21 protein-coding genes are annotated in these 24,399 nt (G+C 44.0%); 8 read left to right on the forward strand and 13 right to left on the reverse strand.

Annotated features, from left to right (window positions below; all coding sequences use genetic code 11):
* Positions 1-44: 44 nt before the first annotated feature.
* Positions 45-1,856 (reverse strand): trans-sulfuration enzyme family protein, encoded by a 1,812-nt coding sequence (locus OCV50_RS07855; protein WP_261902696.1) that lies wholly within the window; start codon positions 1,854-1,856, stop codon positions 45-47.
* 142 nt (positions 1,857-1,998) lie between these two features.
* Here OCV50_RS07855 and OCV50_RS07860 point away from each other — a divergent pair, with 142 nt between their 5' ends.
* Together OCV50_RS07860 and OCV50_RS07865 are read left to right on the forward strand one after the other, a co-directional pair.
* Positions 1,999-2,454: an Lrp/AsnC family transcriptional regulator gene (locus tag OCV50_RS07860; RefSeq protein WP_032548816.1), complete on the forward strand. Its 456-nt coding sequence runs from the start codon at positions 1,999-2,001 to the stop codon at positions 2,452-2,454.
* A 113-nt stretch (positions 2,455-2,567) separates the two neighbouring features.
* Positions 2,568-2,903, forward strand: coding sequence for a hypothetical protein (locus OCV50_RS07865; protein WP_261902697.1), 336 nt, complete (start codon positions 2,568-2,570; stop codon positions 2,901-2,903).
* 76 nt (positions 2,904-2,979) lie between these two features.
* On the opposite strand, the gene OCV50_RS07870 is transcribed toward OCV50_RS07865, so the two are convergent.
* From OCV50_RS07870 to OCV50_RS07880, 3 genes are all read right to left on the reverse strand, one after another.
* The gene (locus OCV50_RS07870; protein WP_261902698.1) at positions 2,980-3,336 is read right to left on the reverse strand and encodes a hypothetical protein; all 357 of its coding nucleotides are present in this window, start codon (positions 3,334-3,336) and stop codon (positions 2,980-2,982) included.
* A 33-nt stretch (positions 3,337-3,369) separates the two neighbouring features.
* On the reverse strand, positions 3,370-4,242 hold the full coding sequence (locus tag OCV50_RS07875; RefSeq protein WP_261902699.1) for a patatin-like phospholipase family protein: 873 nt from the start codon (positions 4,240-4,242) through the stop codon (positions 3,370-3,372).
* Between the two features lie 271 nt (positions 4,243-4,513).
* On the reverse strand, positions 4,514-5,068 hold the full coding sequence (locus OCV50_RS07880; protein ID WP_261902700.1) for a hypothetical protein: 555 nt from the start codon (positions 5,066-5,068) through the stop codon (positions 4,514-4,516).
* 631 nt (positions 5,069-5,699) lie between these two features.
* Between OCV50_RS07880 and OCV50_RS07885 the strand changes: the two genes are divergently transcribed.
* On the forward strand, positions 5,700-7,208 hold the full coding sequence (locus OCV50_RS07885; RefSeq protein ID WP_261902701.1) for a DUF3360 domain-containing protein: 1,509 nt from the start codon (positions 5,700-5,702) through the stop codon (positions 7,206-7,208).
* 84 nt (positions 7,209-7,292) lie between these two features.
* Here OCV50_RS07885 and OCV50_RS07890 read toward each other — a convergent pair whose 3' ends face one another.
* Together OCV50_RS07890 and OCV50_RS07895 are read right to left on the reverse strand one after the other, a co-directional pair.
* Complete coding sequence (locus tag OCV50_RS07890; RefSeq protein WP_261902702.1) at positions 7,293-8,219, reverse strand: hypothetical protein; 927 nt, start codon at positions 8,217-8,219, stop codon at positions 7,293-7,295.
* Between the two features lie 299 nt (positions 8,220-8,518).
* On the reverse strand, positions 8,519-8,857 hold the full coding sequence (locus OCV50_RS07895) for a hypothetical protein (protein ID WP_032548803.1): 339 nt from the start codon (positions 8,855-8,857) through the stop codon (positions 8,519-8,521).
* Positions 8,858-9,048: 191 nt separating this feature from the next.
* Here OCV50_RS07895 and OCV50_RS07900 point away from each other — a divergent pair, with 191 nt between their 5' ends.
* The 3 genes from OCV50_RS07900 (at position 9,049) to OCV50_RS07910 (ending at position 10,701) form a co-directional block, all read left to right on the forward strand.
* Positions 9,049-10,287, forward strand: a complete 1,239-nt coding sequence (locus OCV50_RS07900) for a ferredoxin reductase family protein (protein WP_261902703.1) — start codon at positions 9,049-9,051, stop codon at positions 10,285-10,287.
* An 81-nt stretch (positions 10,288-10,368) separates the two neighbouring features.
* Entirely contained in the window at positions 10,369-10,518 is a 150-nt protein-coding gene (locus OCV50_RS07905; protein ID WP_261902704.1) for a hypothetical protein, read from the forward strand.
* 60 nt (positions 10,519-10,578) lie between these two features.
* The gene (locus OCV50_RS07910; RefSeq protein ID WP_009846997.1) at positions 10,579-10,701 is read left to right on the forward strand and encodes a hypothetical protein; all 123 of its coding nucleotides are present in this window, start codon (positions 10,579-10,581) and stop codon (positions 10,699-10,701) included.
* 101 nt (positions 10,702-10,802) lie between these two features.
* On the opposite strand, the gene OCV50_RS07915 is transcribed toward OCV50_RS07910, so the two are convergent.
* Positions 10,803-11,675 (reverse strand): alpha/beta fold hydrolase, encoded by an 873-nt coding sequence (locus tag OCV50_RS07915; protein ID WP_261902705.1) that lies wholly within the window; start codon positions 11,673-11,675, stop codon positions 10,803-10,805.
* Between the two features lie 454 nt (positions 11,676-12,129).
* Between OCV50_RS07915 and OCV50_RS07920 the strand changes: the two genes are divergently transcribed.
* Both OCV50_RS07920 and OCV50_RS07925 read left to right on the forward strand, forming a co-directional pair.
* Entirely contained in the window at positions 12,130-13,188 is a 1,059-nt protein-coding gene (locus tag OCV50_RS07920) for an AAA family ATPase (RefSeq protein ID WP_261902706.1), read from the forward strand.
* Entirely contained in the window at positions 13,189-14,196 is a 1,008-nt protein-coding gene (locus OCV50_RS07925; RefSeq protein ID WP_261902707.1) for a DUF4435 domain-containing protein, read from the forward strand. It begins immediately after the preceding gene.
* Positions 14,197-14,755: 559 nt separating this feature from the next.
* Here the strand turns inward: OCV50_RS07925 and pheT are convergent.
* The 6 genes from pheT to OCV50_RS07960 form a co-directional block, all read right to left on the reverse strand.
* Complete coding sequence (gene pheT / locus OCV50_RS07935; RefSeq protein ID WP_261902708.1) at positions 14,756-17,143, reverse strand: phenylalanine--tRNA ligase subunit beta; 2,388 nt, start codon at positions 17,141-17,143, stop codon at positions 14,756-14,758.
* Positions 17,144-17,161: 18 nt separating this feature from the next.
* Positions 17,162-18,145, reverse strand: a complete 984-nt coding sequence (gene pheS, locus OCV50_RS07940; protein ID WP_032548794.1) for a phenylalanine--tRNA ligase subunit alpha — start codon at positions 18,143-18,145, stop codon at positions 17,162-17,164.
* Between the two features lie 286 nt (positions 18,146-18,431).
* Entirely contained in the window at positions 18,432-19,541 is a 1,110-nt protein-coding gene (locus OCV50_RS07945; protein WP_261902709.1) for a GGDEF domain-containing protein, read from the reverse strand.
* A gap of 202 nt (positions 19,542-19,743) precedes the next feature.
* Complete coding sequence (locus OCV50_RS07950; protein WP_261902710.1) at positions 19,744-20,940, reverse strand: hypothetical protein; 1,197 nt, start codon at positions 20,938-20,940, stop codon at positions 19,744-19,746.
* A gap of 9 nt (positions 20,941-20,949) precedes the next feature.
* A complete protein-coding gene (locus tag OCV50_RS07955) occupies positions 20,950-21,723 on the reverse strand; it encodes an outer membrane lipoprotein-sorting protein (protein WP_390905147.1) in 774 nt (257 codons plus the stop codon).
* A 136-nt stretch (positions 21,724-21,859) separates the two neighbouring features.
* Complete coding sequence (locus OCV50_RS07960; protein WP_390905076.1) at positions 21,860-24,253, reverse strand: efflux RND transporter permease subunit; 2,394 nt, start codon at positions 24,251-24,253, stop codon at positions 21,860-21,862.
* Positions 24,254-24,399: the final 146 nt, after the last annotated feature.

The raw sequence follows: 24,399 nt of genomic DNA on the forward strand, positions 1-24,399 counted from the left end.
CTTGTGTTTTGTCATAGCCTACTGGCTTAGATTACCAAGCAAATTTACTGACTCAGCTGTCCAAACTTCGGCAGGCTCTTCACGAACCTCTGGTGCACGTCCATATAGGTCTGCATATAGATCTCATCGATGCGTTCGTTGCTTGGGAAGCTCGATGAAAAATCAACATGCTTACGATCTATCGACAACTTAGCCGCTTCAATAATATGTGCAATGAACATACGAGGATCTTCTAAACCAATCGAAATACGCATAGTCGTAGGTTTAATGCCTGCTTCATTGAGAGCCTCATCACTCAGCTCTGAGTGAGTAGTCAGTGCCGGACACAGCGCTACAGTATTAGTTTGCCCAAGGCTTACTTGCATACCGATTGCAGGTTCCAACATATCGAAGAACTGTTTAAACCCATCGCGATTGATTGGCGCTCGAGCACCGTTGCCTTCCATATCAATAGTAAATAACGCCGCAGGTAACCCTAAATGCATGTTGTTCTGACAGTGTTCGTAGTTATCGCTGTCTGGTAGAGCGGGACAAGAGACATTAATGTCTGGGTGAGCATCAAAGATCTTCGCGAGAGTGAGCGTATTGATGGTTTTTTGCACCACACGCATCTCGTAAGTTTTCATGCCGTTGAGTACTTCAAACGCTTTGTCCGCATCTAAGAATGCGCCTTTGATGTAATACACATTCCAAAACAGCGTCTCGTTCCATGGAATCGTCGTCTCATCGCCATTGGGTTTAGTGAAAGTCACCTCCTCCCCTTTTGGTACAAACATGGTTTCATTGCGGCCAATCACGACGCCTGCTGTCGTGGTACCTGAACCTGCCAGTTCTTTAGTGTAGGAGTGAATCACATAATCTGGCCTTTCCATAACATCATCACGTTTGAGTACTGGGTGTAGCAGTGGCGTGCCTACTGTTGAATCAACAATCACATCCCATCCGCGAGCATGAGCGACCTTACTGATGTTGGCAACATCTAACACGTAGCCATGTGGGTTACACGGTGACTCCAGATAAACATAGATATTCTTACCCGCTGCAAGACGGTCTGCGTATTTATCAGCAACCTCATCAAGGCGAGTTGCGAATTCATCACCTGAGTAACCATCCACCCACTCTACCGCAACATTCAAGTTCGAAGGCTTGCCAAACCAGTCTTCCAGTAGTTGATACGAACCGCCGTAAATATTGCGCGAGGCCAACACTATATCCTCATGCCCTAGTAAGTGACTGAGTAAGCCATCAATAGCCGCCATACCGGAGTTGAAGTTCCATGCAAGATACTCGTTAGCTCTCGAACCAGCCTCAAGATCAACCATATGGTTGGCGAGTGAGATTGAGGTTGGATTTAACAGTCGAGAATAAATATCGTGCAGCGGCTCTTTGCCATTGAACGCATCTTCGATCCATTCTGTACAGGCAAACAAATAAGTCGCAGTGCGCGTAATTACTGGGCTTGCCGAGAAGATAGCCGCGACATTGTCGAAGATAGGGTACGCACCTTTAGACGCAAAGTTACCATTGTTAGTCGCAATAGATTGGTATGTCGCGCGCATTGGGTTTTGTAGATTATCGAGAATCTTAGCGATCTGGAATGACAAGAAACGTTTGGCGTTAAACCAAGCGATTCGGTCACTCTTATCCAGCTCCGAAAGACCATCAACCGTTATTGCCCAAAGATCGTGTGTTTTGGTGTTAGCTTTGTACAGCGTCGTCGCCAATTCCACCAGCGTGGTGCCATAATCGCTATTTGGGTCAATACCGAAGTGTTTTGCTTGCTCAATCGCAAGGGCTTCTGCTTGTTCGTGTTTGGTTGTTTTGCGCAGCGGGCTCAGTTGAGTTGAAGTATTCATAATTGCTCAATCATTCCATCCTTGTTGTACCTCCTTTAATTTTAGTGTTACATAGATGTTAAAGATTGCTATTTGCGAAGTAAGACATACACTTTGAGCAATAATATTGCCGACTTAACCCTAATATTAGTGGAATATGCCAATGGATGAGATCGACAAAAAGATACTGGCTGAACTGCAAAGCAACGCACGGCTCACCAATCAAGAGTTAGCCGATCGCGTCGCGCTTTCTCCCTCCCCTTGTTTACGTCGAGTACGAGCATTAGAGAAACAAGGGATTATTCGAGGCTATCACGCCAGTGTCGACCAAGAAGCGTGCGGCCTACCCGTGAATGTTTTTGTATTGGTGAAGCTTGAAAAACCGACTGAAGAAAACATGCGAGACTTTGAGCAGCACATCGAAGCCATCGATGAAGTGTTAGAGTGCTTTTTAATGACGGGGAATCACGACTATCTACTGCATGTGGTGAGTGAGTCTTTAAAAAGCTACGAGCAATTTATCCGCAAGCAGTTAACCCGCCTACCCAATATCGCTTCTATCGAATCCAGCTTCGCCTTTGGTCAGGTAAAAACAAAGACCAAGCTGCCAGTGAGGTGAGTTGGTGTGGTTGTTTTTAGAGGTTAGAGAATTTAAAGAGTTTCCGATCTCAGATCACATCATAACCAATTGATTTTAATTACAATTCCCATTTATAAATCAAAGGGATTTTTATGAGATTTGTAATCATCACCATGCTGTTTGTTTCTTTAACAGGTTGCATGGAAGTAGCAGGCCCCAAAATAACGAATAGCATGGATAAACAAGTTACGGTAACGGTCACTTATAAGACTGGTCGTATTCATGAGATAACGTTTGATCCATGTAAAATAGGTTTTGTTGGCCATCCAGACGACATGGTCGCAAGTGTAAGCTTTAACAATTCCATCGTAAAAATGCCGTATTCGGATAATGATGAACTTGAGAAAATCACGAATATTCATGTTTTTGAAGATCGACTTTTAACTCTGCCAACCAGTGTTTGTATCCCAACGCAGCAACAAAATTAAGTGACTACGTTGGTGTTATAACAGCGCTAAGGCCTCGTTCATGCGAGGCCTTAATTTTATCTAAAATGACTACAAGCTAAAAACTACTAAACGACTGTGGGAGCCTCTGCTCTTCATCCCAGTCCGATAGCTCAATATTGATCAATGATTTGCGCTTCTCATTACACAATGATGCGATATTGATGATAGGAAGTTGGCTACGAAATTGGGCGGTGAGGATGACCTTTTTACCTTCGTGAAGACCGCTTCGGCATTGCGACAGAATCGCTTCAGTATCTAGCTGATGTGCGTTCTCGATAATCTGAATATCAGCGTTTTTGTGACAGTAACTGGTTAACCAAGATATCGCCTGCTCTTCTACGCTGGTGAGCACAATGACATCTTTCGTTGCCATCAGATCGTTAAGTTCAAGTTGTTTGAGTTCAGTTGACATAAATACTCTCTTCGTTGCGTCAGCGGCCAGTCATTAAAGCCGGTTGCCCAATTTCGCTTGTGCCAAATGATAGCCTCTATCGATCATCTCTTGTGAGCGATCAAACTCTAGAGTGCCACAGGCATTGCGGGGAATTTCAAGGGTAATATCGGCAGGATAAGCGGCCAATTTCTGACGAGCAATGGTCGATTGCATCGCATCAAATGCTTGGTTGGCAACATCGTACGCAACAAAGTTGAAGTTCATTTTGCTTTTTACGCTACTGCCTAGGTTATCGATAAAATGAACAACCTTGTCGTGCAGGTTACTCTCTTTTGTTGGTGGGGAAATAGGTATCACTTCCTGTTTAAGCGTCTCAGGTTCACCACCTAAGTTCACCGCCAGAGTAACGTCAGTATTGTCTCCAAAGGTAGGTGCAATCGGTACAGGATTAAGGACTCCGCCATCAATCAGCGCTTCACCGTTGATAACATGAGGAGTGAAGAACAGCGGCAAAGAGATAGAGGCGCGAATGGCATCAAACAGAGATCCAGATTGCAGCCAAACCTCTTTTTCATCAGCAACGTTGGCAGCAACCGCGGTGTAAGGAATAGGCAACTCCTCAATTGAGATCTCACCGATCAGTTGACGCAGTGTATCGATGATCTTGTCACCTTTGAACATACCACTCGATTGCCATGAAAAGTCCAACATCATCGCCATATCCGTTTGGTCGATACTGGTGACCCACTCTTCAAATTCATCCAACTTGCCCGCAGCGTAAACACCGCCGATAAGTGCACCAATTGAACAACCTGAAATAGACTTTATCTGATAGCCATGTTCGATCAGCCAGCGGATAACGCCAACATGGACTAAGCCTCTAGCACCACCACTGCCAAGTACCAAGGAGATTGTTTTTGCCATCGTACTAATCCTTTAATTCATCAGATCTTCATAGCTTTAAGCAAAAATTATATCACTTCGTATAACCGCACGCAGTGCAATACTATGAAAACTAACTCACTTGACCACTTAAATATATTGGGTAAAAACGAGTCATTCCAGCAAGCCTAAGCGCGACTAGGAATCTGGTTTCTAAGTACGCTGATACCAAAAAGGTCGCCCACTTAAAAAGCAAGCGACCTCCTGTTGATCATTCTGTTTTTAAACTCATTCTGTTAATAAAAACAAGGAGCTACAGCACACGCAAGCACTCTTCAGGCGACAACCTCAACAGTGTATTAGCAAAGTTGATCTTCTCATCACGCCATCTCAATGCTGCTTCTCGACCATCTTGTGAATGTCGGTCAGCTTCAAAATAGCTTTTGCTTGGTAGTCCGTTGGCTGGCGTCATCACCATAGATTGCTCGTTCAAGCGAATCGTAAACAAGAACTGACCACGTTGCCCTGTTTGCGCGGCTGGGTGGTGCAATGTGGTATCACAGCAATAACGTCTATCACGAAGTGCGCGGCATGTGTACTCGAAGGCATCTTGAGCACCACGACCAGGGAACGCGGTATAAATACTAATGCCATCACGTTGCAATGACTGGTCACCTGCCGCGAGTTGCACCGCGTGTTGGATCATCCTAAAGCCCAGAACTACGCCACCAATGCTGTTCAATCCACTGTATTGAATTGCGCCTTCTAAGCTCAGGTGAAGTTTGTCTTCCCCTTCATAAAGAAAGAGATCAGGCGATGCCCAATCGCTCTTTGGAATAAGCAGTTGAGTAATATCCGTGTGTTCCATGTTGGTCTCCGCAACAATGAGTGTGTTTGAGACCACAAAATAACGTAATGAGAATTATTATCAATAAATTTAATTCAAAAACGTTATTAAGAAACAGATCTAAACTTTGGCTTGGAAAAACTAAAGACAACAAGTGCCGCCCTTCCTTTAGAGTTACTAAAAGTTGCCTTCTAGCGTATACCTTGGTCTCAAACGTATCGGTTACTTTTCAGACAGCTTCACCATCCAACCACACCCAAGAATGCCAGAAAGCCCTCGTCAATGGACTTTATCGGATGCTTTAGCACCAAGCATTGTTTGTTAGATATTCGTTTATTACCCATCAAGTTCATCCCTTACTAATAAACTTCCTCACCTAATTTACAGTCTTTCATTCTAGCACCTTAACCCTACGACTAATGTCTAACCGACTGAGTCTATTTGTTTTTTTGGGTTTGGTATTAGGTACTAGCAACCGAATGTTAATGACTTTTTAAATATAAGTTGATGCATTGTTTACTTCACTAAGTGAGTCATCACGTTCTGTGTAGAAGAAAAAGATATAGCTAACTACTCCGCTCAATCTTCGTATCGTGAGTAAATTACGTTTGTTGGAACAACGCACCTTAGAGTGTGAAAGAAAGGAATCAAAATGAGCAGTACTTTAGAGTCCGTAAATATACCAAGAGAGGAGCCTCAAACCCATGAGGACGAGCTCTCCTATGAACAACAACACAAACCAAGCTCAGAGTTTGAATCCCGAGAACAATATCTAGAGCACGAATTACAAATCATGTCGCCTAAGCGCTGGCGTCCAAACCTACCTTTTAAAGACTACCGATTTGAGATAGAAGACACCATCCCAGCGATGGCCGCGACCATTGGTAAAGTGGTTATGGTGGGCGCTATTGCTGCCACGTTCGCAGGTGCTTTAGGATTGGGTGAAGGCTTCATCCTAGAAAACGTTCGTTATGAACTTCTCATCGCCTCTGTATTTATCATCCTTTTCTCTGGCTTCTTACTACCAACCGCTAACCTTGCAGGTACCCATGGCCCACTCATTCCATTAATCCCTATTGTGGTTGCAGCCGGCGGACACCCAATGGCGTTTGGCTTGCTGATTGGCGCTTTTGGTTTAATGTTGGCCATCAGTAAAGGGGGCAGTATGTTGGCCAACCTCACCAGTAAAGGCGTGTGTGGCGGCTTGTTACTCTACCTTGGCTTTGTGGGCACTGCTTCTCAAGTGAAAAAGCTGTTCGCTTGGGCTGAAGGTATCGGCATGAGCCACATCGCTTTTGTGGTGATCTTCTGCACCATTATTCTATACGCACTACTAGAGCACTTCCGTAAACGTTGGTTAGCTGTGCCTCTTAGCTGCTTGCTAGGTGGTACGATCGCATTTGCTATGGGTGCGCCATTCGCTTTCCAAACAGAGCCAGGCCTGCCGAACATGAACCCTATGTATTGGTGGGGAGAAGACACAGGTTGGATGCTAGGATTACCGACAATTGAACACTTCATGGTAGTACTGCCGTTCGCGATTCTGGCAGTAGCGATGTGGTCACCAGATTTCTTGGGGCATCAAGTATTCCAAAAGATCAGCTACCCAGAGCGTACTGAAAAAGTACACATGAACATTGATGACACCATGACCACAGCGTCTATTCGTCAAACGTTCGGCTCGCTACTTGGCGGTACTAACTTCACGTCTTCATGGGGTACTTACATCGTACCTGCGGCGATTGCTAAACGCCCTATTCCTGCGGGTGCTTTGTTAACGGCTCTGTTCTGTATCATCGCCGCGATTTGGGGCTACCCAATGGATTTAGCTATCTGGCAACCGGTACTTTGTGTGGCACTAATTGTTGGTGTATTCGTTCCACTGCTAGAGGCGGGAATGGAGATGACACGTGAAGGTAAAACCACTCAATCAGCAGCGATTGTTGTGTTCTCATCAGCGCTTGTAAACCCAGCGTTTGGTTGGTCACTCACTATGCTGCTAGACAACTTAGGCTTAGTCGGCTGTAAAGAACGTAGTGGCGAACTGAGTAAGATGAGCCGCTGGGTACTACCAGGCATTATGTTTGTTGTACTAACAAGCGTGATGGCATTGGTTGGTCTTCTACCGGGGATTCCAGCAATTATCCCGAGCTTCCGCTAAGCTCAACTCACTTTAGTTTGAATGCAAAAGGCCTCGCACACGCGAGGCCTTATTGTATCTATCGCTATATTTCATCTATAGAGATCAATTCGAGAGCCATTCATTTAGCACTGCAATGAATTCAGGGTGGATGAGATAGCCTATTGAAGCATGAGGGTTACTTTTCCCGTTGCGAATATTGAGATTATAGATTGGGTAAATGTCTTTCATTCCGCCGGGTACTAAACCCAGTTCAAGCATCTCCTTATAGTCGTTTTTGATTTTACTATCGTGAGAGATAAAATCATCTTCTGCCGATATGTTTATCCATTGTTGAATATTTAAAGGATACTTCTTATCACCTTTTAGGCGGCTGCCTTTAAGCCTGCCTTTTACGTTTTCATCACCAAGCGGTGAACCGAGCGTAACCAATAAGTCTACCTTCTTATCGGCGCCATAGTCGTGCCTATACTCTCCGTAGTGAGATAACTTCCATAACACGTCATAGCTGATCATCGAACCAAGGCTGTGTGATACGATCATTACGTCATCTTGATGATCAAGCGCCTCCTTCAGTTCGACCATCAATCTATGCCGAACATCGCTACCAAAATAGGTATCTTCATTCCAGTAGTGAGCCATATCGGGAGCGACCATTGTAACTAGCGTTTCTGCCACACCGATTCGCCCCAATATCGCGGAAAAAGTGTCTGCTAAGGCCTCTTTAAGAAAGCCTATTTTAGATACATCATCATACGTTGCTTCGTTGAACTGGACAGTTTGGTACTCTTTAAGCTCCGCCAATGCCTGTTGTCGACTTACAGGGTCTTCGGTTGGCTTTTTTAGCAATGTGTTTGAAAGCTCGCCGTAGTAGACAAACCGTTTATCGACATTTCTAAAAGCTTGTAATGAGCTTGAGTCTCCACAATCTCGCTGCAAGCCATGCTCTATCGCATCGTACCAGAGTGCTTGAAGTGATACTTTGTCGGGCTTTTGAGCGCGACCATGAATGAATATGATTTTCTTAGCCATAGAAGGACGTCCTAAATTACACAGTTAAAGTTATTATTTTCAATAACAAACACCCTCTAGGTTCGCTCAGCACTCTTACCAATAAGAATGCTGCTGATTACCCATCTAGTAGGTGATTGATAAATCTTTTGTATAACTATGAGACAGCCGTTTTAGGCGATTAATGGGTGAAAGATTCCGTCACGACTCGCAAATTGCTGATGAATTTATCTAGCAAAACCTTCCACACACAAAAAAGCCCCGCAAACGCGAGGCCTTAGTTTTCTATCAAGGGTTACAACCGCCCTACTTCACTGGCTTTAGTCCATTCGAGTAATGAAGGTTTGCTCGTCATCGACAAAAGCCACGTAGTCGCCGTGGTAGATGAACACGCGACCACGCCCTTCAACGATACACGCTAGCTGCGGGTTCAAGTCTTCTTCAAGATCTTTACTTTGATAGGTGCCGGTGTCTGTGATAACGCCGCGAAGTGTCGGCAAAAAACCATAGCTGCGCTTAGCTTGGTCAATTAGGCTCAATTCGCTGTTGATAGAGAAGTACGATGGGATTGGGCCAGCATCTTCGATAAACATCGGTTTCAGTTCTTCAAAGGCGGTAATTACCAGCCAGTCGATGCCGTTTACATGATGGATAAACATAGTGGTTCTCGATATTTCTAATGAGGGGATTCTATCACTATCGAGTAGTGAGCGTGGGAGAAATTGAGTGATTAAAAACAAGGCCTGACCCCGCTGTCATTTCTCCTTGAAACATAACCGAATTATTCAGCTCGCATTCACACTTGATATTGCATTCTGATTAAAGAATCCATTGATAAGCGGCGAATAAAATGAAGCTCTCCCCCCGATTAAAGACCCTAATATCGATCACTTTAAGCAGTGTAATTGTCTGGTTCCTTTTACCTGCTGACCTTGAGTTAGCCCGAAAGATCCCAGCGTTTTTTGCCACAGTCTCGATGATCGCTATGGCGGGAGCGATGTTGTTGAGCTGCAGACCAAAATGGATAGAGTCACTGGTGGGAGGGATGGACCGTGCGTACATCTGGCATAAATGGTTAGGTATTTTCGGCCTTGTTGGTGCTTCGTTTCATTGGTTGTTGGTACCCGGCCCCGCTGGGAACGGCATAGATCCTTCATTCGCTGAGTTTGGAGAAGAACTGGGTCAATGGGCAATGTATGGATTGCTGCTTCTTGGTAGCGTAAGCATGGTTAAAACACTGCCTTACCGTCTCTGGTACTACACGCACAAACTCATGGGGCCAATATTTCTAATAGCGGTTTACCATACGTTTTTCTCGGATGTCCCTTTCGTCATCGAGAGTGTCACTGGTATCTCTCTGGTCATCGTATCGCTTGTGGGTAGTTTAAGCTGGATATACAAGACCTTCATCAAGCCAACCACCTATCCAGACTACTTTGTTACTCATGTAGAGAAGCTTGACGGTGCCCTTGAGATTACACTTAATACCAATGGTAAAGGCATTCACTATCATGCAGGGCAATTCGCTTACCTCGATTTTGGATACGATAAAGTAGAACACTTTCACCCTTTTACCATCGCCTCAGCACCACATGAAAAAGAGCTGAAATTTGTTATACGCTGCCTAGGCCGTCACACAAGTGAACTGTACTCAAGAGTGAAAACTGGAGACAAAGTTAAAATTGATGGTGCATACGGTCGATTACACGCTGAAAAGGATAGTACTAAACCGCAAATTTGGATTGCTGGTGGTGTCGGGATCACTCCTTTCCTCTCTTGGCTTCAAACTGTGAAGCCATCACACCAACCTATTCACCTATTTTATGTCGGCAAAGATAAATTTTATTCGCAAATCATAAAAAAACTATCAGGGTTAATACCGAGCAAAAACGTAACGCTACATACACAAGCCGATTTTGATGGGCGTTTGAATGCCCAAGTGATCACTGAACTTGTCGAAACGCCTGTGAAACATCATCAGTTTTTCGCATGTGGACCCGAGAAAATGATGAAGGATTTAAGAGAACAACTGATCTCTGACGGGATGTGTCCAACGCAATGGCACAAAGAAAATTTCTCTATGAGATAACGCTATGCCAACAACCATAGATAAGTATCGTCATACCCATCGCCTTGAGGAAGTTCCTCTCTTGCGCGTAAACAAGGCTTAATGTTCAATGTATCTCAAGAAGTTGAAAAGTTTCTTGAGAAGGAAGTAAAGAAAGTGGAACGTCAGTTATCAATCGATGAGGAGATTAAGAACAACCTCGAGGATCTTGGTGGGCTTAATATCGACAAAATGATGAAATCAATGGATTAGTCAAAACACTAAGGTATTGATTAAATTCAATTTACACAATAGCAAAGCGTGGAGATGATTATGGGCACAATAATTGGACTGTTAATTTTGGCTGGTATCAGTGTATTCCTACAGCGTCAAACAGGGCTTCATTTGCATGAGTGGATTGCAAAAAAATATAAAGAGTCTCAAGACAAAAAATAATGGGTTGTCACAGAGTGGCAGACTCCATCGATTAGACTTAAAAGACTAAGGCCTCGCACTAACGAGGCCTTAGTTTTATTTATAGAGTAATTACAACCGCCCTACTTCACTGACTTCACCGCTTTCATCAAGGTTGTGTTGAACTGCTGTGGTTGTTCAAGCATTGGGAAGTGGCCTGAGTCTTCAATGTAGTAAATGCTGTAATCCTTGATGTGTTTCTCGTTCGCTTCTGAATCCGTTGGCCATAGGCGAGCGTTCACCAATATTACTGGCACATTCACGTTCTCATACACGCGGTGAGCTTCACCCGTCACGTATTGACCTAGATAATGGCGGAACTGGTTTATCGCGATAGCTGGCGGTGCTGATGCCATGTCTTGCGTTACCCAGTAAAGTAAATCCATGTCTACGTCTTTTGGTAGCGAGTCTTTCACGAACATAGTAATACCCACTTGGAAGTCTGCTTCAAACGGTTTGGTCATTGCGTCTAGATCGCTTTGTGAAACCGCTAGTGCGACGTTTTGCGATGTGTCGACACCAATAATGCCCTTCACTCTTTTCGGCATCAGTTTTGCAGCTTCTGCAATAACGCCACCCGCCATGGAATGCCCGACTAAGATGACGGATTCGAGTTGTTCTTTCTCGATGACTGCTTTTATGTCTTCAGCGAAGGCAACCATGGTGTACTCTTCACGGTTGAACGATGAGTTACCGTGCCCTGCTAAGTCCATAGTGATCACTTGGTACTGTTTTGAAAACTCACTCACTTGGTTCTGCCATAGCCTGCTGTCCAAGCTCCAGCCGTGAATGAAGATCACCGCTGTATCCCCACTGCCACTTTTGCCATACGCAATTTGCTCACCATCGTGAGATATCGCAATACCGTACTCAACCGTTGAATCATGAGCCATGGCATTAAAGCTACCAAGCGCCATGAATACCAAGAGTGTGATGTTTAGAATTAAACGTTTCATAGTGTCTCTCTACTTACTTTGGAGGGAACACCAAAAGCGCCCCTCTCAATCAATATAGCCACTATAAAGTGTGAAGTTGTGGATGGGTCAAGGGATTGGGGACTTTCCTGAAGTAATGACCTTCGAACTCATTCTTGCCTCATTATCAGACAGAGTAGATACTCATTCATACCCTGTTGATTGGATTTTACCTCACTAAAAGTTATCCATTCTTCTAATGCTGTTAGTTGTGAGTCCCATTGTCGTATCACAGGGGAAATGAGACATGGCTATAACGTTTACAGAACCAAAAACGAACTAGTCACCAGTTAAAACTAGGATAAAATTTGAGTTAATTGGGATCCACGTATCTACACGCACAACATAAAGTCAACGAGGTCTAATTTTATGGTTCAATTCGCTATATAATAGTGTAGTATTTTTAAAAACGACTAACAGCAAGGCGTTGAAGCTAGTGAAGAAAATTAAGAGTTTTACAATCTACAATCTGTGGAACAGAAAAGAGGTCTCTATAGATTTAAATGAGCAAGTTACTTTTCTTACAGGCTACAATGGTAGCGGAAAAAGTACCGTTCTCAATATACTCTTTGACACACTAAGCCAAGAGTACTACTCAACCTCTAAACACCGTTTTTGGGCATGTACCGTTAAATTTACTGATGGCTCATATAAGTCAAAGGCTTGCTTACCTCATTCTTCTCATTCAATAGAAATTGCAGAAGATATCAATTCATATGTTGAAGGTGATGTGTTTAGTTTTGATGGAATAAGAGCTGTAGAATTAGCTTATGAAAAGAAAATAGAAGAACAACGTTACAATCTTTACGATAGTAAAGAGCTCGGTGTTATATCAATAGAAAACTATAGCGGCACAGAAACAGTCGAATCAGATCCGTTTTTATTTCAAGACGAACGTAAATGTATGCACAATATGAAAAACTCAAGCATAGATTTTGATGGACAGTATTGGAGTCATTACGGAATAGAACTAGATCAAAAACTAATTTATGTTCTAGATAAGTTACAAGTATACGAAGCAAAAACAAACAAACTATTATCTGAAGAGATATTTAGTTTGAAAAACAACATGACTAAAAAAGAAATGTTGAATATTTTAAAAAGACATGAAGAATCTCGACATGACCTGAAAAAATTATTTTCAGTTCTTAACTCATACTTCGAACCATTAGGTAAAGTCATCGTCAAGGATGAGTCTGAACGTATAGAGCTCTGTGTTAAAAAAACTAATAGCCGAATTCACTGGTATAATTTATCTAGAGGCGAAAAGACCCTTATTTATTTATTTTTGGTGACATTCTTGTATAAAGATAAAACAGAATTGTTTATTTTCGACGAACCCGATATTGCCATACATATTGAGTGGCAAGAGCGACTTGTTTCAGACTTAGTATCTATTGCACCTAATGCTCAATATTTTATCGCAACCCATTCTCCTGCATTGATAATGAATGGGTGGTTAGATAATACGAAAGAACTGAAAATGGCTCAATAAATGAAACTGACATCTAAATACATGGCAGCGACAGCCAAGTTCGGTGCTGACAAGCGAGAAACTATCGTAGCTTATGTTGAGTCATATGATGATCAGCGCCTTTGGAGTAATATCCTTAAAAATGAAATAGTTACAAGCAAAAATATAAAAATAGTATTCAAGGTTCCTTCTCTCGATAGCGAAGCCAATGGTAAATCAAGTCTCGTAAATTCGTTCAATCAAGGGGATTTAGTTCCAGGTAAAAACTTGATTATTTGTATTGATAGTGACTTTGATTATGCATTTGGGTGTGTTCAAGGCAGCATTAAAGAAAGTTTGTATGCAAATGATTATGTATTTCAGACTTATGCTCATTCTGCTGAGAACCATTATTATACGACCCGTGGTTTAGAGCATATATGTGAAATGGCCTGTTGCTCAACACTAACACTTGCCTTCTGTATTGAGCAATATACGAAATCTTGGTCAGAAGTCATCTTTGAACTATATACTAAAATTTTATTTCTAAGAAAAATTGGTGAGCATGGAAAATATAAACTCTATACTGAAAAGATCAATAAAATTTTAGAGACAATATATTCAGGACGACTCAATGTAAGCAAATTTGATGCTCTTTTGGTAAGAACTGATAAAGAGGTATGCTTAATAATAAAGGATATAGATAAAATTCACAATTTTGACGCCAGTTATAACAATTTTATCAAAGAATTAGATAGTAAAGGTTTTAACAAGAATAACATTAATTATCTATTCAGGGGTCATGACTTAGAAAACAGATTTTTATCTAATATTTGCGTATCGCTGTGCAACTTCATGATAGCAAATAAGAAAAAGGCTATATATCAAGCTAACGTTGGACCAAAAGCACAGCAACAAGTTGATGAGTATCAGAATACAGTTGCTAACGTTCTTGATTCTATTAAACAGAGAACTAATTTTTTAGGTAACCATTTCTTTCAAAAAGTCTACTCTGAATTTAAATCAATGTGTGAAATAAGCTTTGCTTAAGTATTTTAAAAAAGGGAGTTATGTTAACTCCCTTTTTATTACTTAAATTTTGCTATAGCACGTGCGGTCTTTAATAAATAACTTGATGTTTTAATCTCCAATTCTGACCGTTTCCAGCCTTCACTAATACTAAGTTTCCTACCTTTAACCATCCTCATAATTCTTTTACACTAACGTGGGATTGGATTCTCCTCACTCCAACCCGTGACAGTTATCACAGATTTAAAACACAGTTCAGCAACCTCCTCCTTGATCATTTGGCACTCTAACTCTCCTAAAATGTAATTCTAACTCATTTCGCGACACTTCGATGATAAAAACTAAAAATACAAGGGGTTATACTGATTTCCATAATATATGCACCACCACACATACTGCACACTGTACGGAAAAATACTATTGGCAAATTTGCTTTAAAAAAGTTATTCATTAATCACTAATGTTAGAATTCCTGAAACACATTTATGTCCAATCTTGAGTTTTCCCCTACTCCTTTGGAACAAAAACAAAAAAGGCCTCGCAATGCGAGGCCTTTGGTTTTTCTATCTATCAGAAGAGATTAGTCGCGAAGTGCTGCGCCGAATTTCTCTGAGATTGAAGCTACGATAGCATCTACTGAACCAGCGATGTCTGCATCTTCTAGTGTGCGCTCTACAGACTGTAAAGTTAGTGCGATAGCTAGGCTCTTCTTGCCTTCTTCTACGCCCTTACCTACGTAAACGTCGAACAGTTTAGCGTCTGTTAGGAATTCGCCACCAGCTGCGATACACGCTTCTACGATGTCGCCAGAAGCTACTGCTTCGTCAACAACTACTGCGATATCACGACGGTTTGCAGGGAACTTAGATACTGCTACTGCCTCTGGAAGCACGCGAGTGTTGATAGCTGCCCATTCGATTTCGAATACGATAGTACGGCCGTTAAGACCAAACTTACGCTCTAGTTCTGGGTGAACAGTACCAATGATACCCACTTCTTTACCGTCTACTACGATAGCCGCAGTTTGACCTGGGTGAAGTGCTGGGTGCTTAGCTGCTTTGAAGCTGTAAGCTTTTTCGTTCGCTGTTAGCTCTAGAACTGCTTCTAGGTCGCCTTTCAGGTCGAAGAAGTCAACAGTGTTAGTTGCAACGTCCCAGTGCTCTTCACCGCGAGTACCAGAGATAACGCCCGCTAGCATTACTTCTTGGCGCATGCCGTTTTCAGCTGATGCTTCTGGGATAAAACGTAGGCCAGATTCGAATAGACGAACGCGTGGCTGTTGACGCTTCTGGTTGTGAACAACTGTATTTAGAAGACCTTGAATTAGGCCAAGACGCATAGCTGACATATCCGCAGAGATTGGGAATGGCAGGATTAGCGGCTCAACATCTGGAACGATCAGTTTTTGCTGCTCTGGCTCAACGAAGCTGTATGTGATTGCTTCGTGGTAGCCACGGTCAACTAGAAGATCACGAACGCGCTTAAGCGGTTGGTCAGCTTCTTTGTGGTCGTTCATCTTAAGTGCCGCTTTAGGCGCTTGGTTTGGAATGTTATCGTAACCGTAGATACGACCTACTTCTTCAATTAGGTCTTGCTCGATTGCGATATCGAAACGCCAAGATGGAGACGTTGCCGTCCAACCTGCGTCCGTAGTCTCAACTTCACAACCTAGACGAGTTAGGATTTCTACCACGTCTTCAGATGGGATTTCATGACCTAGTAGGCTGTCTAGCTTAGCGCGACGTAGAGATACTACGTTTGCTTTTGGTAGATCAGCTTCAGATTCGCTGCCGTTTACTGGCGCAACTTCACCACCACAGATGTCAACTAGAAGCTGTGTTGCACGCTCCATTGCTGCTGCTTGTAGTGTTGAATCAACACCACGCTCGAAACGTAGAGAAGAATCAGTGTGTAGGCCGTAAGCACGTGCGCGACCACGGATGTGATCCGGTGCGAAGAATGCTGCTTCTAGAAGTACGTCTGTCGTTTCAGTTGTTACACCAGACTCTTCACCACCAAAGATACCAGCGATTGCTAGTGCTTTGTTGTGGTCAGCGATAACAAGTGTGTTGCTGTTTAGCTCAGCTTCGTTGCCATCTAGAAGTGTTAGTTTTTCGCCCTGCTCTGCTAGACGAACCACGATGCCACCTTCGATCTTAGCTAGATCAAATGCGTGCATTGGTTGGCCTTGCTCTAGCATCACGTAGTTTGTGATGTCTACAACTGGGTCGATTGAACGGATACCACAACGACGCAGTTTTTCTTGCATCCAGATTGGAGTTTCCGCTTTCACGTTTACGTTCTTAACCACACGGCCAAGGTAACGTGGACATGCATCAGTTGCTTTGATTTCAACAGATACTGTGTCTTCAATGCTTGTAGCAACAGCTTCAACTGCTGGCTCTGTAACGTCTGCGCGGTTTAGTACGCCAACTTCACGAGCAAGACCACGGATGCTGAAACAGTCAGCGCGGTTAGCTGTTAGGTCTACGTCGATCGCAACGTCTTCTAGGTCTAGAAGTTCACGAACGTCCATACCTAGAGTTGTACCTTCTGGTAGCTCAAGGATGCCGTCTGACTCTACGTCGATACCTAGCTCAGAGAAAGAACAAAGCATGCCGTGCGATGGAACGCCACGTAGTTTTGCTTTCTTGATTTTGAAGTTACCAGGAAGTACTGCGCCAACTGTTGCTACTGCTACAGTTAGGCCAAGACGACAGTTAGATGCACCACAAACGATGTCTAAAAGCTCTTCTTCGCCGATATCAATTTTTGTAACTTGTAGTTTGTCTGCGTCTGGGTGCTGGCCGCACTCAACCACTTTACCTACTTTAACGCCGGTGAATTCACCAGCAACAGGTTCTACATCGTCAACTTCCAAACCAGCCATAGTGATTTGGTGAGCTAGCTCTTCGCTGTTAATTGCAGGTTTAACCCACTCGCGTAGCCAAGATTCACTGAATTTCATAGTTTTGACTGCCCCGGATTACTTGAATTGTTTTAGGAAACGAAGGTCGTTCTCGAAGAACGCACGAAGGTCATTTACGCCGTAACGAAGCATTGTTAGACGCTCAACACCCATACCGAATGCGAAACCAGAGTATTTCTCAGGGTCGATGCCTACAGAGCGAAGTACGTTAGGGTGAACCATGCCACAACCTAGAACTTCTAGCCATTTGCCATCTTTACGTTTCACGTCAACTTCTGCTGAAGGCTCTGTGAATGGGAAGAATGAAGGACGGAAACGCACTTCTACTTCTTCTTCAAAGAAGTTACATAGGAAGTCGTTCAGAATACCTTTCAGCTGAGCGAAGTTTACGTTCTCATCTACCAGCATACCTTCCACTTGGTGGAACATTGGCGTGTGAGTTTGGTCGTAATCGTTACGGTAAACACGGCCCGGAGCGATGAAACGGAAAGGAGGCTTGCCGTTTTCCATTGTACGGATTTGAACACCAGACGTGTGCGTACGTAGCATTAGGTCTGGGTTAAAGAAGAAGGTATCGTGGTCAGTACGAGCTGGGTGATCTTCTGCGATGTTTAGTGCATCAAAGTTGTGGAATGCATCTTCAATCTCAGGACCAGACTCAGTGTTAAAGCCTAGCTCACCAAAGAACTGTTCAATACGCTCAACTGTGCGTGTCACTGGGTGTAGACCACCGTTCTCAATGCGACGACCTGGTAGGCTCACATCGATTGTCTCTTCAGCCAGTTTCGCTTCTAGCTCTGCACGTTGTAGTGCGTCTTTGCGAGCTGCGATCGCTTGTTGAACAGCACCTTTCGCTTTGTTGATCTCTTGACCAGCAGTGCGACGCTCTTCAGGTGGTAGTTTACCTAGGCTTTGAAGTTGTGAAGTTAGTTCACCTTTCTTACCTAAATACTGAACTCGCACTTCATCAAGTGCGACTAACGAATCAGCGCTTTCAATCGCTGTCGTTGCATTAGCAATGATCTCTTCTAGATGTTGCATCGTTTCCTCATCTACCTTCTGGTAGTGTCCGTATCGGATGATTAGTTTTTTCGATAGCTACACATAGTAATCAAACCAGCTACTAATGCCAAATTGAATTGCCAAAAGAACAAGTTATTGACTAAAAACACGGCAACTTTAACGGGATATGAGTAAGAAGGATGAAGAAGTGGCACAAACAGAGGTACCACTCCTTAATTTAGAGGTGAGTAACATCAGAGATGAGAAGTAAGTTACCCTCTAGAATATAAGTAATCGATATTCTAAAACTGGGAGGAAATCAGCACTAAATCTGTATCGAACACACGCTGTTTTTGCCCGCATTTTTCGCTAAATAAACAGATTCATCGGCGGCTTTGATCAACTCATTCATTGTTTCGAACTCTGAGGTTATTTCTGCCACACCGACACTAATACTGCCTATCCAAACTTGAGCACCGGTTTCAACCTTTAATTCAGACACTTTCTGCCGTGCTGTTTCCGCGATGTACATTCCCCCTTTCAGGTCGGTATCAGGGCAAATAACCAAGAACTCATCGCCCCCTAACCGGCACACAATATCATCGTTGCGGAATGTGTTTTTCAGTTCACGAGAGAGGGTTTTTAGCACCAAGTCGCCGGCATCATGGCCGCTGGTATCGTTAATGCTTTTGAAGTGATCCGCATCGATCATAATGCAAACCAAAGGCAGGCCAAACTCTTGGGATTCTTGCCAATGCACTGCGAGCTGTTTAAACGCACAGCGACGATTAGGTAGTTTAGTAAGCGAGTCTGTTAACGACAGCTCTTCAAGTTTCTTATTTGCTCGTTTTAATTCAGCAGTGCGCTCCTCGACTTTATCTTCAAGCAACTGATTGAAACGTAACAACTGTTTATTGCGCTCAGAAACCTGCTCAAACAGGCCTTTAAGTGCAGCTAATAAGGGAATGGTCGAAGAGTCTTGCTGCTTTTCTTCTGCTTCAAAGGCTTGCAGAGGTGTTGCGCCCTCTTCTATCGCCGCCATTTGTCGCGCCATGTTTTGGTCGATGCCAAGGATATGATAGGCAAGCCAATGGATCAGAAAATCAAGTAGCTGCTCTGCTGACGACTGATCCTCTTCTAAGATGAAAGCTTGCATGCTGTAGATGTCTTGCATAAAGACACGATGTACTTTGATGTGCTCTTCTATGTGTTGTTCATGCAATCCACACTCTCTCATCAAACACTCTTCTTCCTTAAAATGGAATTCGGCATAGCGTGTAAGATCGAGCAAAGCGACGTTAATATCACCGATAGAAATCGTATTCTCGGATAACAGGTTGCCGTAGTGGTTGATAAAGCCAACAAGGTATTGATGCTGTTCGTCTACGACATCAATACCTGTTTCAAAATTTTTATCCCAATTAAATGAATTCATAAATCCCTTAGGGCCAATGCTGCCAGCATAAATCATATGCATATCCGGCCATTATAGGTGGTCAATAAACATAACCACCTTACCTTCAGGGCTATTCGTTTTCTCGCCAATTTTATAAAAAGACGACCTTGATCGTTATAAAGACAAGTCCTTATTCGATTAGAGGTGTTTTGTTCAACAACAACGCCTCAATTAACCAACATTAGAAGTAATACTCCAACGCCAGTTCAACAAAGTCGTCCTTTCTTGCAAAGAAGAGTAAGTCTTCCGGTGTTTCGTTCTCGAACAGCCAGCCGTTCAATCGCCATTTGAAATGGTTGTTGATTCGAGCTGACGCTTCTAAACGCGCACTGTAAACATCACTGTTGTCTAAGTCTTGCGTCATGCCAACGAGAACTTCGGTGCCGTCTTCATCGTTAAGCGCAAATCGCGTTCCGACAAACACATCGTTTTGGCCCACGTTTTGCGCGTTGTTGCCGCGGCTGTCATACAGATACTCTGCAAGAAAGCCGATGTCCCAATACGAATCTAACGCCCCAACCCAGGTGTATTCAAAGCCTGTAACTAACCCGGTGTGGTTATCGAAGCTGTCTCGATAGACGCTTTCAAGCTTGAGTAGCCAGTCACCGACAATGCCTTGAACGTCTAACCCGACATGCTGCATTTGCGCGTAGTAAGGCTTGAGCTTATTCCCTTCAAATCGAAAGTATGGATCGCGATTTGTGCCCGCCAAGTAGCTCAAACCGACGTCCCAATCTCCATACATTTGGCTATAGCGCAGCGCGACATCGACATGCTTTTCTTCTCTCGAAGATTCATACAGCGCATCATCAGAAACTGGGATGGTTGGTCGTAATCTTCCATCTTCGCCCGCAAAAGTTCGCTCTCTGAAATACGGCAGCAACATCGCATCTACGGTGCCCCACTCTTTAACCGACGTAAAGTGCACCATAGGTTGGCCAAGCTTGGCTTCCCCATCCACCGATTCAATCGCATCGGTCTGGTTCACCACATCCACCAAGTGCACCGATTCGGTCACGCCCCAGAACACTTTGCCGACGCCGGCACGCAGTTCGTAGTCGTCCCAATATGTAAGATACAACGCCTCACGAATGTCACCGTGGGTTCGCTCATCGTCTTGGCTATCTATGCGATAAAACGGGGTAAAGGTGAAGCTGCCATTGCCGTCTTGCTGCTCCCAATAGAGTTCAGGTTGCAGCACCAGCGAGGTTTGATCTTTGCTCTGCCCTTGTAGGCCATCACTGAAGAACTGACGATGCTCCAGATTAACTTGTCCGGCTAGCTCAACCGAATGACACATCGCAGAGACACTCATTAAACCGAGTGTCGAGGCAATAGTTAGCGCCAACTGCGAGCCGAGTAACACATTCCTTTTCATATCAATGCCCTACTTCGCTCGCTTAAGGGTGTTCTTTTGGAAATCGCGATCTTCAAGTCCGTTTTGGAACACCAAATCTGTTGTGGTTAGCACGGTGCTTTTACCCGTTTGGTGGTTCTGCATCGCCATAGTGTGAGCACGCCAATATTGGTTTAGGTACTGTTTGTAATCTTGGAACGATAGAGTTTTCAACAATGCACCTTTGCGGTCGTAGAATTCTACTTTGATTGGGCGGTAGTGCTGTTGGTCTAGCCACACTTTCTGCTTGGTATAACCGGAGTTTTTGTCAGTTGGCACTTGCTCCAGTACAAAGGTATCTAACCCATCAAGTTTGGCGTCTTCCACATAGTTAAAGGTGTACTTTTCTAGCTCAAACGAACTCAAATCTTCATACGCAAATTCACTGCCCATGAACGGGCCCGACTTGTTACGTGAAGAGATACGTTTTACACGTTTTAGAGCCGGTAGATACAACCATTGGTCGTCTGGCTTAGTGATGTGCGAATGGTTAAGGAAAGCTGTGCCTTTTACATCGCGAGGTTGGTCAAAGATGGTTAAGCCTTTGTCGCCATCGTTATCCACCTCTAAAGATTTAAGACGCATTAAGCGGGTACTGCTCTCTCCTTGTTTATTTTTAAGCAGCATCTCCATAGTCGCGATCGAATCGCCCCAGCCAGTGTCTAGGCTTTTGCGTTTCTCCGCAATTTCTAGCCCTTTTGCTGGGTCAGCCAGCGCAGGTAAAGCCGTGAATGAGCCTATGGTTAGCGCACCCATTGTTATCATTGACGTTATTAGTGTTTTCTTTGCTTTTGTTTTGTTAACCGTTGTTTTGTTAGCCATTGTTCTGTTACTAATTAAGTGATTAAAGCTTTTCATAATGTTCTCCTTGGTCAGCCCGCATCTGCAGACTGACATTTCCTTATTTGGTCGAAGTGGATAACTCAGCAGTTGGGTTAGGCTGTGTTTCAGCGGTGTGCTTTTTTGCGTCGCTCACGTAGTAGTTTTCTTTGTCGAAAATCATCAGCAAAATTGGTAGCAAGATGAAATCCACAACCAGTGCGATGAAGATAACAATGGCGCTCAATAAGCCCATGTCGGCGTTTAGCCTGAAGCCAGAAAGAGCGAGTACACTAAAGCCAGCAACAAGCACTACTGTGGTTATCCACAATGCGCGGCCAACGGTGTGGAAGGCGTAACGTACTGCTTGTTCAGCCGACTGACCTTCTTTGCGTGCGCGCTGGTATTTACTTAGGAAGTGAACCGCATCATCCACCACGATCCCCAAGGTAAGCGTGACAACGACTGATAAACCAAGGTTGATTTCGCCAGAGATAAGCGCCCATAAACCAAAGCCAATGATCGCTGGTGCAATGTTTGGGACTAGGCTAATCACCCCTAAGCGAACCGAACGCAGAGCAAAGATCATCAACGCAGAGATAAGCACGAGCGTGATTGGCAAAGTAGAGAGCATGCTCGCCATGTTGGTTTCACCGATATGGGCAAACATCAGTGATGGACTAGACGCGACTACTTCATATTGAGGTGCATTCGCTGCGAACCATGTGTAGATACGTTCTTCAAGCTCGACTAGCTCCACGCTGCCGAGGTTATCGACGGTGAGTACCATTTTGATCGAAGACTTATCAACATTGATTTGGTTGTTTAGGTCTAACCCATAAGGCAGAGACATCTCGTAAAGAAGCAGGTATTGCGCCGCAAGTTCACGGTCGAGTGGCAATTGGTAATAGCTAGGGTCATCACCGTGCATGTTCTTGTTCAAACGCTTATAAACGTCTGAGAGTGTCGCGACATGATCGGTTTCTGGTTGAACGCGTAGCCATTCACTGAAGTCACCAATCGCTTGCAAGAACACAGGATCAGCAATGCCTTGAGACTCATTGGTTTTTATCGCGATACTCAGGTTGGTCATGCCGCTGATGGTCTGCTCCATAAAGTCGGCGGCTTGGCGAAACTCATTCGAGGTATCGAAGTATTTCACTGATTCATCGTTGACTTTATTAAGTGGTATCAACGCCGCAGCAATCACTATTACTAGCGCAGAAGCAGGCAACAAGGCTTTGCGATTATTCACAACGAAATCGCCTAACTTGTCCATGAAGGTCACTTTGTCTGACTCATTGGTGGTTGGCGCAAGGCGCTTCACTGGTAACAGGTTAAGTAGCGCAGGCAACAGAGAGACTGACAGCAAGCATGCGATCATTACACCCAGTGCAGATAAGTTACCGAAGTCACGCAGCACTGGAGAGTCCGACATATTCATCATCAAGAAACCAATCGCAGTGGTCACAGAGGTGATTAAAATCGGAATGAAGTTAAGCTTGATGCTGTATTGAATTGCCTCTGCTTTGGTCATTCCACGCTGCATCGCTTGGCGCATGGTCACAATCACGTGCACACAGTCTGCCACCGCTAGGGTTAGCACCAGTGTTGGAACATTCACGGTTGCGGTACTTAGGAACATGCCTGCCCAGCCAGACAAACCCATGGTCGCGAGGATGGAAGAGATGATCACCACAAGTGTCGCGACAACGCTAAAGAACGAGCGCAGCATAAAGGTGAGGAACACCAACACCACTAGCAGCATTAACGGCACCAATGTCGAGCTGTCCTCTTGAGCGGAAGTCATAAAGGCGTTGTTCATGGCAATGATGCCCGCTTTATGGAATTCAACATTCGGATACTGATCTTGGTATTTACCTATCATGGCGTTGATGGCTGCGATCACTTCTTGAACTTCGGCCGTCTTATCCACTTCTGGCAGTTGCACGGTCACATTCACAATCGTCACATCGCCAGACGCCGACACTAAGGCATTCTTGAGCAGTGGTTCATTTAGAGCGATCTGTTTTACTTTGGCGATTCGTTCCGGCGTATGCTCATACTCTTCATACAAGAGATCTTCTACTAAGAGGTCATCTTCGAACGCTTCGGTATGCTGGTAGTTAGCGATGGAGTCAACACGGCTAGAATACGGGATCTGCCATGAATCGACGGTGAGGTTTTGAACCAGAGTCAGAGTCTCTGGAGTGAATACATTGCCATCGTCTGGGGCGATCACAATGGAAAGGTTGTCTGTTTTAGCGAAGGTGGTTTGAATCTCGTCAAACGCCATCAACTGTTTGTTGGTCCCTTCGAAAAAGATGTTGTAGTCACCTCTGAAATAGAGATTCTTGGCGCCGAACGTAGCAACGGCGATCACCGCTAACACGACAAACAGCGTTATAAACGAGCGTTGGGTGGGTAAGGTATACCAAGCACTCTGTGTTTTTGATGGTTGGTTTTGGGGTTCCATCACAGCCTCCATATGTGACGATTCGTCATAAATGTATATTTAAAAACCAGCAATTCGCTGGCAAACATACAAAATGAGGTCAAAATCAGGAACTGATTCGATATAACCTAAATCAGCCTCTATTTTTGACGATTCGTCACTAATGG

Source organism: Vibrio fortis (assembly GCF_024347475.1).
GTDB classification, from domain to species: Bacteria; Pseudomonadota; Gammaproteobacteria; order Enterobacterales; family Vibrionaceae; genus Vibrio; species Vibrio fortis.

Bases quoted from the DNA above. Each gene is read 5' to 3' on its own strand.
- OCV50_RS07855 (WP_261902696.1), bottom strand. From the start codon at position 1,856: ATGAATACTTCAACTCAACTGAGCCCGCTGCGCAAAACAACCAAACAC.
- OCV50_RS07860 (WP_032548816.1), top strand. From the start codon at position 1,999: ATGGATGAGATCGACAAAAAGATACTGGCTGAACTGCAAAGCAACGCA.
- OCV50_RS07865 (WP_261902697.1), top strand. From the start codon at position 2,568: ATGAGATTTGTAATCATCACCATGCTGTTTGTTTCTTTAACAGGTTGC.
- OCV50_RS07870 (WP_261902698.1), bottom strand. From the start codon at position 3,336: ATGTCAACTGAACTCAAACAACTTGAACTTAACGATCTGATGGCAACG.
- OCV50_RS07875 (WP_261902699.1), bottom strand. From the start codon at position 4,242: ATGGCAAAAACAATCTCCTTGGTACTTGGCAGTGGTGGTGCTAGAGGC.
- OCV50_RS07880 (WP_261902700.1), bottom strand. From the start codon at position 5,068: ATGGAACACACGGATATTACTCAACTGCTTATTCCAAAGAGCGATTGG.
- OCV50_RS07885 (WP_261902701.1), top strand. From the start codon at position 5,700: ATGAGCAGTACTTTAGAGTCCGTAAATATACCAAGAGAGGAGCCTCAA.
- OCV50_RS07890 (WP_261902702.1), bottom strand. From the start codon at position 8,219: ATGGCTAAGAAAATCATATTCATTCATGGTCGCGCTCAAAAGCCCGAC.
- OCV50_RS07895 (WP_032548803.1), bottom strand. From the start codon at position 8,857: ATGTTTATCCATCATGTAAACGGCATCGACTGGCTGGTAATTACCGCC.
- OCV50_RS07900 (WP_261902703.1), top strand. From the start codon at position 9,049: ATGAAGCTCTCCCCCCGATTAAAGACCCTAATATCGATCACTTTAAGC.
- OCV50_RS07905 (WP_261902704.1), top strand. From the start codon at position 10,369: ATGTTCAATGTATCTCAAGAAGTTGAAAAGTTTCTTGAGAAGGAAGTA.
- OCV50_RS07910 (WP_009846997.1), top strand. From the start codon at position 10,579: ATGGGCACAATAATTGGACTGTTAATTTTGGCTGGTATCAGTGTATTC.
- OCV50_RS07915 (WP_261902705.1), bottom strand. From the start codon at position 11,675: ATGAAACGTTTAATTCTAAACATCACACTCTTGGTATTCATGGCGCTT.
- OCV50_RS07925 (WP_261902707.1), top strand. From the start codon at position 13,189: ATGAAACTGACATCTAAATACATGGCAGCGACAGCCAAGTTCGGTGCT.
- pheT (WP_261902708.1), bottom strand. From the start codon at position 17,143: ATGAAATTCAGTGAATCTTGGCTACGCGAGTGGGTTAAACCTGCAATT.
- pheS (WP_032548794.1), bottom strand. From the start codon at position 18,145: ATGCAACATCTAGAAGAGATCATTGCTAATGCAACGACAGCGATTGAA.
- OCV50_RS07945 (WP_261902709.1), bottom strand. From the start codon at position 19,541: ATGAATTCATTTAATTGGGATAAAAATTTTGAAACAGGTATTGATGTC.
- OCV50_RS07950 (WP_261902710.1), bottom strand. From the start codon at position 20,940: ATGAAAAGGAATGTGTTACTCGGCTCGCAGTTGGCGCTAACTATTGCC.
- OCV50_RS07955 (WP_390905147.1), bottom strand. From the start codon at position 21,723: ATGATAACAATGGGTGCGCTAACCATAGGCTCATTCACGGCTTTACCT.
- OCV50_RS07960 (WP_390905076.1), bottom strand. From the start codon at position 24,253: ATGGAACCCCAAAACCAACCATCAAAAACACAGAGTGCTTGGTATACC.